The organism is Gordonia sp. 852002-10350_SCH5691597 (assembly GCF_001665715.1).
GTDB lineage: Bacteria > Actinomycetota > Actinomycetes > Mycobacteriales > Mycobacteriaceae > Gordonia > Gordonia sputi.
This window is the reverse complement of the sequence record NZ_LZMO01000188.1, coordinates 40,117-52,429: the sequence shown is the minus strand read 5'-3', so window position 1 is coordinate 52,429 and position 12,313 is coordinate 40,117. Positions and strand designations below refer to the sequence as shown.

Below are 12,313 nucleotides of genomic sequence, written 5' to 3'. Positions count from 1 at the left end.
TTCCCGTCAGGGAGTCGGGCCGGTGTTCATCTGTTCGCCGTGCGCCCGCCGGGTCTGCCACACTGCTGCGGTGGGCGAACTGTGGATGTTGGAAGACCTCGAACCCTGGCCCGACGCACCAGAATCCGGCGGCATCTGCTCGCCGACGACTCTGTGGATCACTCCGGACACGATGGAGTTGCCCGACGAGGTGTGTGTCACCATCACAGCGAGAGTCGAGGCGCTGGTGGTAGGTGGTCGAGTCGAGCGCGTCGCGCACATCGGTCACGGCGTCACCACCATCGTCGGTTCCGGAGACGGCGATACCGGCGACGTGGAGCTGACCGGATGCCTCCTCTGGGATCACTACCTTTGGATGGACTTTCACACCGAGCCAACGGGACAATTGCGAATGACGCGGCGCGGCAGTCTCATTCAGCGAGCGATCAGTCACCCCACACGCAACCCGCACTGGTTCAGCGTCACGTACGAGGGTCCGATCGAATACTGGGCCGCGCCCAGGGTGAAGCCCGGGTATGACATCCGCTGGCGAGCGTCGACGGTGTCGCTGGGTGCGGCCTGATCGCACTGGTGCAGACGTAGACCGGCGACAAAGCAACACCCCGAGGCGAATTCGCCTCGGGGTGTTGTGGTGACTGTGTCGCGTCGATCAGATCAGCGAGAAACCCTTGTACTTGGTCGATTTCACGTAGTCGAGCACGGGGCCGATGTTGGTTCCGGTCTCCGGTCCGATGCAGCCGACGAAGTAGTACGCGTTGACCATGCCGACGAGCCGGTCGCCGACGATCACGGGGCTACCCGAATCGCCTTCGATGACGCAGATCTGGGAGAAGTGCACGTCACCGTCGGAGAACCACGAGATGCCGCAGGTGTTGCCGGTGGTACGACCCTGCTTGCATGCGACGGTGGGGAAGCCGAGGGGCTTGGTGTCGATGTGGTTGATCGTCACACCGTTCACGGTCCGCAGTGGAACGACGCGGCTCTTGTCGAACTCGATGATCGCGACGTCTTCTTTGGGGTCCGAGTAGGTGATGGTGCCTGCCTGGCCGCGACTCTGGAATGTCTCGGAGAGCACCTTCTGGCCGGGCTTGCCGCAGTGGCCGGCGGTGATACCGATCAGCTCACCGGTCCTGGCTTTCCCGATTGTGGTGAGGGTGCAGGCGGCTGCGCTGTTACCGCCCTTGAGGACCAGGATTCCCGACCCTCCGCCGAGATAGATCTTTGCCGGGGCAGCAGTGGCGCTACCGGCCCCCCAGCCGGCCAGCAATACTGCGGCGAGAACAGCCAGCATTGCTGTCAGCTTCCTCATCATTCACATGCTCCACTCTTGTTAACACCGGTCCCGCCCAAGCGGCGGGTCTTGCACACCGTAACGGTCAGCGGCCAAGACGAGCTGCACCTGGAATCCAGATGCGGTTGCTTTGCAACCTGTCTGTGATGACGTGTCCGATATTGGAATCGTCGGCCGCGTAATGACGATCACAATGTACAGGTGTTTCCTGAGTAAGAGCTCCGACGACGCAGACCGGCTGTTCAGGCGCGTCGGACGTCCCTCTAAGCTGAGTGCCGTACGTCCCTGGCGCTTCGATTACGTCCTTCGATATTTCGACACGTCTTCGGCGTCCCGATTCCTGTGTAACCGATCTACGGAGAATTCACTGTGACCTCAGCTGGCAGTCCGGTCGTCCTGATCGCCGACAAACTGGCCCCCTCGACCGTGGAAGCGCTCGGCGATGGCGTCGAGGTGCGGTGGGTCGATGGCCCTGACCGTCCCAAGCTCCTCGAGGCAGTGGTCGATGCGGACGCAATCCTCGTGCGGTCCGCCACCACCGTCGACGAGGAAGTGCTCGAGGCGGGCAAGAACCTCAAGATCATCGCCCGCGCAGGCGTGGGTCTCGACAACGTCGACGTACCTGCCGCGACCGCACGCGGCGTGATGGTGGTCAACGCTCCCACCTCCAACATCCACACCGCCGCCGAGCACGCCGTCTCGCTGCTGCTCTCGGCCGCACGTCAGATCCCCGCCGCCGACGCCACGCTGCGCGAGCACACCTGGAAGCGGTCGTCCTTCAATGGTGTCGAGATCTTCGACAAGACGGTCGGCGTCGTCGGGCTCGGTCGTATCGGACAGCTCGTTGCCGCGCGTCTCGCCGCGTTCGAGACACACGTCATCGCCTACGACCCCTACGTCTCGCCCGCCCGCGCGGCGCAGCTGGGTATCGAATTGGTCAGCCTCGACGAACTGCTCGAGCGTGCCGACTTCGTGACCGTGCACCTGCCGAAGACCCCGGAAACCCTCGGGTTGATCGGCGCCGACCAGCTCGCACGCACCAAGAAGGGCGTCATCATCGTCAACGCCGCTCGCGGTGGACTCGTCGACGAGCAGGCTCTCGCCGACGCGATCACCTCGGGCCAGGTGCGCGCTGCAGGCCTCGACGTCTTCGCCACCGAACCGTGCACCGACTCGCCGCTGTTCGAGCTGCCGCAGGTCGTCGTCACGCCGCACCTCGGTGCGTCGACCAGTGAGGCGCAGGATCGCGCGGGCACCGACGTCGCCAAGAGCGTGCGTCTCGCGCTTGCGGGCCACTTCGTTCCCGATGCCGTCAACATCACCGGTGGAGCCGTCGACGAAGAGGTCGCGCCGTGGCTGGAGATGTCGCGCAAGCTCGGCGTGCTGATCGGTGCGCTGAGCAGCGAACTGCCGTCGTCGATCGTCGTCGACGTTCGTGGTGAGCTCGCGTCGAGCAACGTCGACGTTCTCGCACTGTCTGCTCTCCGCGGACTCTTCTCGGCCGCGCTCGACGAACCGGTGACGTTCGTCAACGCGCCGACGGTCGCCGCCGAGCGCGGTGTGACCAGCGAAGTCGTGACCAACACCGAGAGCCCCAGCCATCGCAGCGTCGTCGACGTCAAGGCCGTCTACGCCGATGGTTCGGTGCACAACGTGTCGGGTGCGATCACCGAGCCTCGTCAGGTCGAGAAGATCGTCAACATCAACGGCCGCAACTTCGACCTGCGGGCCGAGGGACTCAACCTGCTCGTCAGCTACGTCGACCAGCCGGGTTCGCTGGGCAAGATCGGTACGTTGCTCGGCAACGCGGGCATCGACATTCTCGCCGCGGCGCTCTCGCAGGACACCGACGGTGGCGGCGCGACCATGATGCTGCGCGTGAGCAAGAACGTCGACGACGCCGTGGTCACCGAGATCTCCGAGGCTGTTGACGCGACCCTGATCGAGCAGGTGGATCTGTCATGAAACTCGCTGTCATCGCCGGAGACGGCATCGGCCCCGAGGTCATCTCCGAGGCGCTTGGCGTCTTGACGACGCTCGTGCCCGAGGTGGACGTCACCGAGTATGACCTCGGTGCTCGTCGCTACCACCGCAACGGAGAACTGCTCACCGACGATGATCTGGCGTCGCTTCGTGAGCACGACGCAATCCTGCTCGGCGCCATCGGCGATCCGTCGGTGCCCTCGGGTGTGCTCGAACGCGGACTGCTGCTCAAGATGCGGTTCGCGCTCGACCATCACGTCAATCTGCGGCCGTCGCATCGCTTCCCGGGCGTGACGTCGCCGCTGGCGGGCGATCCCGACATCGACTTCGTCGTGGTCCGTGAGGGCACGGAGGGTCCGTACACCGGCAACGGGGGAGCGGTCCGCGTCGACACCCCGCACGAGGTCGCGACCGAGGTCAGCGTCAACACCCGCTACGGGGTGGAGCGAGTGGTGCGCAACGCCTTCGAGCGTGCGACCAACCGTCGTAAGCATCTGACGTTGGTCCACAAGACCAACGTGCTGACCTTCGCTGGATCGTTGTGGAGCCGCACCGTCAACGCCGTTGCCGCGGAGTATCCCGACGTGAGCGTCGACTACTGCCACGTCGACGCCGCGACGATCTACCTGGTGACCGATCCGGGTCGGTTCGACGTGATCGTCACCGACAACCTGTTCGGCGACATCATCACCGACATCGCGGCAGCGGTCAGCGGCGGCATCGGCCTGGCGGCCTCGGGCAACATCGACGCCACGGGCACCAACCCCTCGATGTTCGAGCCGGTGCACGGCAGCGCCCCCGACATCGCCGGGCAGCAGAAGGCCGACCCGACCGCGGCCATCCTGTCGGTGGCGCTCCTGCTTGATCACCTCGGATACGCCGACGAAGCGCGCCGCGTCGAAAAGGCCGTCGCCGACGATCTTCTCGACCGCGACGGCGCGACGCTGTCGACCGGCGAGATCGGCAAGCGCATCCTGGATCGTCTCTGATCAGTTGTCGTCTTCTCGGGCCGGAACCCGAGGGTTCCGGCCCGAGTCGTCTGTGAGGGCACTGGCTCAGTGCACGTGAGCCCGCACCAGGGCCTGTCGGTCGACGGGGTCGCAGAAAACCGCGCCCCTCGGGATGTCGGAACGTACCGGTACATGCGAGCGACCCACGAGGCGCAACTTTCTGCGAGCGCGGCACGCGACAGATCGACCGCGCGACGCAAGTTGTTCTATTTAAACTAGAACTATATGATCAGGGCATGCTCATCCGCATCGACGCCGCAGATCGCGCGCCGATCTTCACTCAGATCGCCGCATCGGTTCGTGGCGGCATCGCGCGCGGGGAGTTGACCCAGGGCGAGCGGCTTCCGTCTGCTCGCGATCTGGCGGCGTCGCTTGACGTGAATATCCATACCGTCTTGCGCGCGTACCAAGAATTGCGCGACGAGGGACTGGTCGAGCTGCGCCGGGGTCGGGGTGCCGTGGTTTCCGGCGACGCGCCGCGCGCCGCCGAGCTCGCTGATGCGCTCGACCGACTCGTCGACGCGGCCCGCCGCTTCGGAGTCGGGCCAGCGGAACTGACCGTCGAAATCACCAGGAGGATGTCATGAACCATCCGTCGTCTCAACGCCGTTCGGGGAGAGTGGCAGCTTTCCTGCTGGGCACTCTGCCGTCCATCGCCGTGCTCGTCGTCGCGTTGGTGCTCTTGCGTATCTGGCGTGCGGATTTGCCGAAAGAGATTGCTACGCATTGGAACTCGCACGGAGTTGACGGCACGATGAGTCTGATCGGTGTCGTCGCCACCGTGGTGGTGATCGCGGTACTGGGCGCAGTCCTGGGAGGTGTGGCGGGGTGGTACATCCGTGAATCGGAGTCGCTGCGAGTCGCGCTCGCCCTTGTCAACGGGCTGACGGTGTTCGTGGTCGCCGGGATCGTGAGTACCGTTGGCGCCCAACGCGGTATCGCCAGTGTCAACGAACTCGGCATTCCGGCAATCGAACTCGTCGTCGCGGGTGTGATCGGACTGGTCGTGGGGCTGGTCACCGCGGCGCTGGTACGCCGCAGGGAGCTGCCGGCACCGGCGCCGGTCGGCGATGTGCCTGTCGCCGAACTCGCAGTGGGAGAACGCTTTCTGTGGCAGCGCCGAGTATCGACGTCGGCGACGTCGCTGGTCATCGTGGGACTTGTGCTGTTTCTAATCGTCGTGCTCGCGGTTCTCCTGCGGGAGCCATGGTTGGTGCTGCCGGGTGTCGTCGCCGCGTTGGCCGGTGCGATCCTGTGGTCTGCCCGCGTGACCGTTGATCGGGAGCGAATCGCCGTGCGAGGCGTTCTCGGGTGGCCTCGGGTCACCGTCCCCATGAGTGATGTCGTCCGCGCCGAAGTCGCTCAGGTCAACGCCTTGCGTGACTTCGGCGGGTACGGTCAACGGCTCTGTGTGCACGGCCGGTTGCGCGGAGTGCGCGGCATCGTCCTACGGTCCGGGCCCGCACTGATGCTGACTCGACTGGACGGCGGACGTGAACTCGTCGTCGTTCCCGATGCGCAGCAGGCCGCGGGCTTGGTCAATGCGTGCGTCGCGCAGGCACGCTCGCGTCGGTGACTTGCTCGACGGCCCGCGTAGTGCGTTCGACGGATTGGCGCGCGGGCCGATCAGCGTGACAATCGAGCTATCTGGTTCTGCACGTCAGCGTTACGGATCTGCGGGGCTACGAGACTGCCGGGTTACGAGACTGCCGGGTTACGAGACTGCCGGGTTACGAGACTCGGGGCTATGAGACTGCGGGGCCAAGAGACTACGGGTCTGCCGGATGCCGCCGAATCGGCGATGACGGGTGGTCGCCCTCAGGCGACCAATTCCTCCTGAGAGAGTGCGTCTTTCGGAATGAGTGGCGTCGCTACGACCGGTGCGGCGGCGCTGACGAGGAAGGCGAGTGGAAAGCCCGCAGCACCGATCAGAAGTCCGAACAATGGCGTGGTTGCCGCCGTTGCCAGGTACTGGGCGGTGTTCTGAATCGCGAGTCCGCGGCCACTCCATTGTGGCCCTGCGTATTCGGCGATCGCGGTGAATGCGAGACCATTGTCGGCAACCGTGATGATCGAGGCGATCATCATCAACGCCGGCGCCAACGGCGTGTGCAGCCAGTCGGTGACGGCCAGCAGCACCATCGCCGCTGCGGCGCCGATGGCGATCAGCCGAATCGGACGCATGCGTGACAACCAGGCATCCGACCAGCGACCGGCCGCGATCCTGCCCAATGCGCCGATCACCTGGGTGATCGTCACCAGAATGCCCGCTGCGGCGGGCGACCAGTGCCGCGCGACGATCAGCCAGGTCGGTACGAATGTCCACAACATCTGCTGCGGGATCACCAGCAAGACGCTGACTGCATGGACCCGTGCGAGAAACGAGCTCTCGCGGTACGGGTTTCGACGTTGTGCTGGGGCGGTGGTACCGGTTGTCGACGGCGCGGGCGGATCGATCACACCGAACACCACGGCAGCCAGACCGATCGCGGTCACCACGGCGGGCACCGCCAGTGCGGCGGCGACGGAGTGGCTTGCGGCGATGACGGGCATGGTCAGTGCGCAGACGCCGATGCCCAGCGGCTGTGCCATCTGCCGGATTCCCATTGCGGTGCCGCGCAATTCGGGCGGAAACCACCCGACGACGATGCGGCCGCTGGCTCCGTTGGCCGCGCCGGAACCCACTCCCGCGATGAACAGGCAGGCCGCTATCGCGACATACGACGCATGGGCGGCCGCGGTGATCGCGGCTGCGGACGTGCCGACAAGGGTGATGGAGACCGAGATCAGCAGGATCGTCCGCTCGCCGTATCGATCAAGAAGCGTGCCCCAGCCGACGATCGCGATCATGAGGCCGATCGTCGGGATCGTGGCCAGTACGGAGGCCTGGGCGAGTGACATGCCCTGCTGGGTGTGTAGCGCTGGGATGAGGTACGCGACCCCTCCGACGACAACCGCAGTCGTCATCGCGGCGACCAACGAGCACGCGAGCATGGTCCAGCGCCTGGTGTTGCTGATGGTGGACGTAGTCGTCATCGCGGACCTCCTTCGGGTGTGTCCTGGCAGCGAGGACCAGGTGGCGTCGCCGCACATCTCGAGCCGCTCTCAAATAATGAGATGATATTTTCACATTCTAAGACCGATGCGACGTCGGCTCAATTTCGCGTCCCACAGAGTGGACGCGGTGGGTGCGCTAGTGTTCTTGGTATGCGTCTTGGCCGAATTGCGAGTCCTGATGGTGTGGCTTTCGTCTCGATCGAAGAGTCGGACGGCTCTTCGATCGCCAAGGAAATCGCCGAACATCCCTTTGGTACACCGACGTTCACGGGCAGATCGTGGCCGCTGGCCGACGTTCGATTGCTGGCGCCGATCCTCGCGTCCAAGGTGATCTGCGTCGGGAAGAACTACGCGGCACACGCCGCCGAAATGGGTTCGGAAGCGCCGGAGAGTCCTGTGATCTTCCTCAAACCCAACACCTCCATCGTCGGACCCGAGGTGCCCATCGTGCGCCCGCCGTCGTCGGAACGCGTCGACTTCGAAGGTGAGCTCGCCATAGTGATCGGACGTCCGTGCAAGGACGTGAAGGCTGCCGACGCCGCCGGTGCGATCCTCGGCTACACGGTCGCCAATGACGTGACCGCTCGCGATCAGCAGAAGATCGACGGTCAATGGACGCGCGCCAAGGGCTACGACACCTTCTGCCCACTCGGACCCTGGATCGAGACCTCGTTCGACCCGTCCGACGCCGCGATCACGACGGAACTCGACGGCGAGGTGCGTCAACGCAGTCGCACATCGCTCATGCTCCACGACGTCGGAGCGCTGGTGGAATGGATCTCACGCGTGATGACCCTGCTCCCGGGTGACGTGATCCTGACCGGAACACCCGAGGGAATCGGTCCTATGGTTGCCGGCCAACGTGTTTCGGTCACGGTGGAGGGCATCGGCACACTGAGCAATCCGGTGGTCGACAAGCCGTGAGCGGATCGGGCGTGGCGCGCGTCAACGGAATAGAGCTCGCCTACGAGCGCACGGGCGCGGGCCCCGCGGTCGTGATGGTGATGGGCAGCGGCAGCCCGGGGCGCGTGTGGAAGGCCAATCAGGTTCCCGCGCTTGTGAAAGCCGGGTACGAGGTCGTCACATTCGACAACCGCGGTATCGCGCCGTCGTCGGAGTGTGCCGACGGGTTCACCCTCGACGACATGGTCGCCGACACCGCGAGCCTGATCGAATCGCTCGGCATTGCACCGGCATTCGTCGTCGGAACCTCTCTCGGCGCACGGATCACACAGGAGTTGGCGCTCGCGCGACCGAATCTCGTCCGCGGCGCGGTGATGATGGCGACCTACGGGCGTACCACCGTTCTGCAGGAGACCTTCTCGGTGGGCGAGCGCGCGCTGTACGACAACGGAGTCGAGTTGCCGCCAGAGTACGAGGCGGCGATCACTGCCGAGCAGAACCTCTCCGCCCACACGCTTGCCGACGACCGCGCGACCCGCGACTGGCTCGACGTCATGATGTTCTCGCAGCAGAAGATGACGCCGGGTATGCGTGCGCAACTCGGAATCCACACGAACGAGCCCAACCGACTCGACGCGTACCGCCGCATCGCCGTTCCGTCGCTCGTCGTCGGATTCAGCGACGACAGACGACTTCCCGTCGAGCTCGCCCGTGAAGTGGCCGATGCGATCCCCACCGCGGAGTATGCGCAGGTCGACAAGGCCGGGCACTTTGGGTATCTCGAGCAGCCAGCCGAGGTGAATCGACTGCTGATCGACTTCCTCGGTCGCCACCGCGACTGAGCACGCGGTCGGAGGTCGGCGCCCATTCGATACGCTGACCTCCATGAGCAGCGCGCAGGGAGTCCGTGTCCGTTTCTGTCCGTCGCCCACGGGCACACCGCATGTGGGAATGGTGCGGACCGCTTTGTTCAACTTCGCCCAGGCTCGTCATGACAAGGGCACCTTCGTTTTCCGGATCGAAGACACCGACGCCGCGCGCGACAGCCAGGAATCCTACGACGCGATCCTCGAGTCGCTGCGCTGGCTCGGGCTCGACTGGGACGAGGGCCCCGAGGTCGGCGGCCCGTATGCGCCCTATCGGCAGTCGGAACGTCGCGGCATCCACCAGGACGTCGTGAAGCAACTCCTCGACGCGGGTGAGGCTTACGAGGCGTTCTCGACGCCCGAGGAGGTCGAGGCCCGCCACCGCGCGGCAGGGCGCGACCCCAAGCTCGGTTACGACAACTTCGACCGCGACCTGACCGACGAACAGCGCGAGGCCTATCGCGCCGAGGGACGCAAAGCCGTTGTCCGACTTCCGATGCCCGATCACGACATCACCTGGAACGATCTCGTACGCGGGCCGACGACCATCAAGGCCGGCACCGTCCCCGACTTCGCACTCACGCGCGCCAACGGCGACCCTCTCTACACGCTGGTCAATCCTGTCGACGACGCGATGATGAAGATCACCCACGTGTTGCGCGGTGAAGACCTCTTCTCGTCGACGCCCCGTCAGATCGCGCTGTACGAGGCGCTCATCCGGATCGGCGTAGCCGAGCGTGTCCCGGAGTTCGGGCACCTGCCGTTCGTGATGGGGGAGGGCAACAAGAAACTCTCCAAGCGCGACCCGCAGTCGAATCTCTTCCACCATCGCGATCGTGGATTCCTCCCGGAGGGTCTGCTCAACTACCTCGCGCTGCTCGGTTGGGGCTACTCCCACGAGACCGACGTGTTCACGCTCGAGCAGATGATCGACAAGTTCGACGTCCGCGACGTGAACTCCAACCCGGCACGCTTCGATCAGAAGAAGGCCGACGCGATCAACGCAGAGCACATCCGCATGCTCGACCTCGACGACTTCGCGGCGAGGCTCAAGGCGTACCTGGTCACCCAGGGATTCCTCACCGTCCCGATCGACGACGAGCAGTTCACCACGATCGCAGAACTGGTACAGACCCGTATCCAGGTTCTCGGTGAGGCATGGCCGCTCATCTCTTTCCTTTATGTCAGCGATGACGAGTTCGCGATCGACGAGAAGTCGGCGGCGAAGAACCTCGGCGCCGACGCCGGGCCGGTCCTCGACGCCGCGATCTCGACGCTGTCCTCGCTCGCCGAGTGGAACACCGACGCCATCCAAGAAGCTCTGACGACCGCGCTGGTCGACGGACTCGAACTCAAACCACGAAAGGCGTTCGGGCCCGTGCGCGTGGCGATCACCGGATCGCACATCAGTCCGCCGCTGTTCGAGTCGATGGAGTTGCTCGGACGCGACAAGAGCCTCGCACGACTCCGGTCGGCAGCGGACCAGGTGGCCAATTAGCGGGTCTGACCAGGCGATTTGTAGTAACCCGGTCGGCCTCTGCTAGGCTATCGCAGGTTGTTTTCCTCACGGAGAACGAGACCTTTGGGGTATGGTGTAATTGGCAACACAGCGGTTTCTGGTACCGCCATTCTAGGTTCGAGTCCTGGTACCCCAGCGAAAGCCGGGACACCACACCCTGGTTTTTCAATTGAATATAGAGACATCTGATGTCGTTTCTTGGCCCCGTCGTCTAGCGGCCTAGGACGCCGCCCTCTCAAGGCGGTAGCGCGGGTTCGAATCCCGTCGGGGCTACAAGAAAAACGCACTTCTCCTTTCGGAGAGGTGCGTTTTTTCGTTGCCGCGCCTTCGAAAGCGAGTCAGGCCTTTGACCCCGATGAGTCGACGACGGCCGTCGACCCGGCGACTGGCATCGGGTCGAGGCCGAGCTTGCGGTGGTCCCAGGACCGCACGCGGGACGGGACGAGCCGCACGGCGACGCGCTTGTGCATCATCTGGTCGACGAAGGGCTTCATCTCGTCGGTGTAGGGGCCCGTGTAGCGTTCCCAGACGCTCACGCCGATGCGGTGGCAATGGTCGGGATCGTCGTGGATTTCCGCATGTCCTTCAAAGGCGACGCCGCGCAAAGTGTCGTAGGTGTCGCCATCTTCGATGAGGACCGAGCATCGCGCGTCGCGGCCGAGGTTGACCGCCTTCTGTGACTTGGCCTTTGTCTCGAACCAGATCTCGCCGTCGATGACGCCGTACCACATGGCGACGAGATGGATGCCGCCGTCGGCGCCGTGGGTCGCGAGAGTTGCTGTGCGACTGCGTTCGACGAAGTCGGTGATCTCGGCGTCGGACATGACGATCTGTTGACGTTGGTTTGTTCCCATGCCCAGACGCTAACTCCAATCAGCCTCGCGTGGTTGGTACTAACCGTTTCTGGATGGCCTCGGCGGCGGCGAGTAGATCGGCAGCCCATCGAGCGCCGGGGCGTCGGCCCATGCGATCGATCGGCCCTGAGACCGAGATCGCCGCAACCACATCGCCGTTGGCGTCGCGCAGCGGTGCCGAGACACTGGCGACACCCGCGGCTCGCTCACCAGCGCTCTGCGCCCAGCCGCGGCGGCGGATCTCGTAGAGTGCGCGTTCGCTGAAGACGCTGTCGTGTAGAAGCGCCCGCTGAGTCGACGGTTCGGCCCAGGCGAGCAGGACCTTGGCCGCCGAGCCCGCACTCATCGGGAAGCGGGTGCCAACGGGTACGGTGTCGCGGAGTCCGGTTGGCGGTTCCATGGCCGCGATGCAGACGCGTTCGGAGCCTTCTCGGCGATAGACCTGAACGGACTCGCCGGTGATCTCACGCAGTCGGGGGAGCACCATGAGTGCGGCCTCCTGGATGGGATCGTGCGCGCTCGACGCCAACTCGCTCAGGGCGGGCCCCGGGTACCACCGTCCGGCGGCGTTGCGTGCGAGCAGGCGGTGCGTCTCCAACCCGACGGCCAACCGATGGGCCGTTGCCCGCGGCAGGCTGGTGCGCTCGCAGAGCTCCGTGAGGTTGGCAGGGGCATGCGCGACGGCCCGTAATACGATCACGGACTTGTCGAGTACACCGATTCCGCTCTGCGGTTCCGGTGCGCTATCCTTTCCCATAGGACGATACTAGCGGTCCACATCGTGAGATGCACGCGAGAGGCGGCACAGCCCGCCGACTCTCGCCGCACCC

The 12,313-nt window shown here is 64.9% G+C and carries 12 protein-coding genes and 2 tRNA genes; 10 read left to right on the top strand and 4 right to left on the bottom strand.

Annotated features, from left to right (window positions below; genetic code table 11):
• Positions 1-70: 70 nt before the first annotated feature.
• The gene (locus A5777_RS13625) at positions 71-562 is read left to right on the top strand and encodes a hypothetical protein (RefSeq protein WP_064863051.1); all 492 of its coding nucleotides are present in this window, start codon (positions 71-73) and stop codon (positions 560-562) included.
• An 87-nt stretch (positions 563-649) separates the two neighbouring features.
• Here the strand turns inward: A5777_RS13625 and A5777_RS13620 are convergent, their stop codons facing one another.
• Positions 650-1,312 carry a trypsin-like peptidase domain-containing protein gene (locus tag A5777_RS13620; protein WP_064863050.1) on the bottom strand — a complete coding sequence of 221 codons (663 nt, stop codon included), beginning with the start codon at positions 1,310-1,312 and terminating at the stop codon, positions 650-652.
• 348 nt (positions 1,313-1,660) lie between these two features.
• Between A5777_RS13620 and serA the strand changes: the two genes are divergently transcribed.
• The 4 genes from serA to A5777_RS13600 all read left to right on the top strand — a co-directional run bounded on the left by serA (position 1,661) and on the right by A5777_RS13600 (position 5,860).
• Positions 1,661-3,256: a phosphoglycerate dehydrogenase gene (gene serA, locus A5777_RS13615; protein ID WP_005205222.1), complete on the top strand. Its 1,596-nt coding sequence runs from the start codon at positions 1,661-1,663 to the stop codon at positions 3,254-3,256.
• Positions 3,253-4,263 carry a 3-isopropylmalate dehydrogenase gene (locus A5777_RS13610; RefSeq protein ID WP_005205221.1) on the top strand — a complete coding sequence of 337 codons (1,011 nt, stop codon included), beginning with the start codon at positions 3,253-3,255 and terminating at the stop codon, positions 4,261-4,263. The genes serA and A5777_RS13610 overlap by 4 nt, the downstream gene beginning before the upstream one ends.
• A 257-nt stretch (positions 4,264-4,520) precedes the next feature.
• Positions 4,521-4,871, top strand: coding sequence for a GntR family transcriptional regulator (locus tag A5777_RS13605; protein ID WP_064863049.1), 351 nt, complete (start codon positions 4,521-4,523; stop codon positions 4,869-4,871).
• The gene (locus tag A5777_RS13600; RefSeq protein WP_064863048.1) at positions 4,868-5,860 is read left to right on the top strand and encodes a hypothetical protein; all 993 of its coding nucleotides are present in this window, start codon (positions 4,868-4,870) and stop codon (positions 5,858-5,860) included. Before A5777_RS13605 ends, A5777_RS13600 begins: the two co-directional genes overlap by 4 nt.
• A 242-nt stretch (positions 5,861-6,102) precedes the next feature.
• Here A5777_RS13600 and A5777_RS13595 read toward each other — a convergent pair whose 3' ends face one another.
• Complete coding sequence (locus A5777_RS13595; protein WP_064863047.1) at positions 6,103-7,320, bottom strand: MFS transporter; 1,218 nt, start codon at positions 7,318-7,320, stop codon at positions 6,103-6,105.
• 171 nt (positions 7,321-7,491) lie between these two features.
• On the opposite strand from A5777_RS13595, the gene A5777_RS13590 reads away from it, so the two are divergent.
• The 5 genes from A5777_RS13590 to A5777_RS13570 all read left to right on the top strand — a co-directional run bounded on the left by A5777_RS13590 (position 7,492) and on the right by A5777_RS13570 (position 10,902).
• A complete protein-coding gene (locus A5777_RS13590; protein WP_064863046.1) occupies positions 7,492-8,265 on the top strand; it encodes a fumarylacetoacetate hydrolase family protein in 774 nt (257 codons plus the stop codon).
• Entirely contained in the window at positions 8,262-9,086 is an 825-nt protein-coding gene (locus tag A5777_RS13585; RefSeq protein WP_064863045.1) for an alpha/beta fold hydrolase, read from the top strand. The genes A5777_RS13590 and A5777_RS13585 overlap by 4 nt, the downstream gene beginning before the upstream one ends.
• A gap of 43 nt (positions 9,087-9,129) precedes the next feature.
• Positions 9,130-10,608 carry a glutamate--tRNA ligase gene (gene gltX, locus A5777_RS13580; protein ID WP_064863044.1) on the top strand — a complete coding sequence of 493 codons (1,479 nt, stop codon included), beginning with the start codon at positions 9,130-9,132 and terminating at the stop codon, positions 10,606-10,608.
• 85 nt (positions 10,609-10,693) lie between these two features.
• Positions 10,694-10,765 (top strand) — tRNA-Gln (locus A5777_RS13575).
• Between the two features lie 64 nt (positions 10,766-10,829).
• Positions 10,830-10,902, top strand: a tRNA-Glu gene (locus tag A5777_RS13570).
• A gap of 65 nt (positions 10,903-10,967) precedes the next feature.
• Here the strand turns inward: A5777_RS13570 and A5777_RS13565 are convergent.
• A complete protein-coding gene (locus A5777_RS13565; protein ID WP_064863043.1) occupies positions 10,968-11,483 on the bottom strand; it encodes a pyridoxamine 5'-phosphate oxidase family protein in 516 nt (171 codons plus the stop codon).
• A 19-nt stretch (positions 11,484-11,502) separates the two neighbouring features.
• Positions 11,503-12,240, bottom strand: coding sequence for an IclR family transcriptional regulator (locus A5777_RS13560; RefSeq protein ID WP_064863042.1), 738 nt, complete (start codon positions 12,238-12,240; stop codon positions 11,503-11,505).
• Positions 12,241-12,313 lie beyond the last annotated feature (73 nt).

Coding starts and splice junctions, on each gene's coding strand:
- A5777_RS13620 (WP_064863050.1), bottom strand. CDS start 1,312: ATGATGAGGAAGCTGACAGCAATGCTGGCTGTTCTCGCCGCAGTATTG.
- A5777_RS13610 (WP_005205221.1), top strand. CDS start 3,253: ATGAAACTCGCTGTCATCGCCGGAGACGGCATCGGCCCCGAGGTCATC.
- A5777_RS13605 (WP_064863049.1), top strand. CDS start 4,521: ATGCTCATCCGCATCGACGCCGCAGATCGCGCGCCGATCTTCACTCAG.
- A5777_RS13600 (WP_064863048.1), top strand. CDS start 4,868: ATGAACCATCCGTCGTCTCAACGCCGTTCGGGGAGAGTGGCAGCTTTC.
- A5777_RS13595 (WP_064863047.1), bottom strand. CDS start 7,320: ATGACGACTACGTCCACCATCAGCAACACCAGGCGCTGGACCATGCTC.
- A5777_RS13590 (WP_064863046.1), top strand. CDS start 7,492: ATGCGTCTTGGCCGAATTGCGAGTCCTGATGGTGTGGCTTTCGTCTCG.
- gltX (WP_064863044.1), top strand. CDS start 9,130: ATGAGCAGCGCGCAGGGAGTCCGTGTCCGTTTCTGTCCGTCGCCCACG.
- A5777_RS13565 (WP_064863043.1), bottom strand. CDS start 11,483: ATGGGAACAAACCAACGTCAACAGATCGTCATGTCCGACGCCGAGATC.
- A5777_RS13560 (WP_064863042.1), bottom strand. CDS start 12,240: ATGGGAAAGGATAGCGCACCGGAACCGCAGAGCGGAATCGGTGTACTC.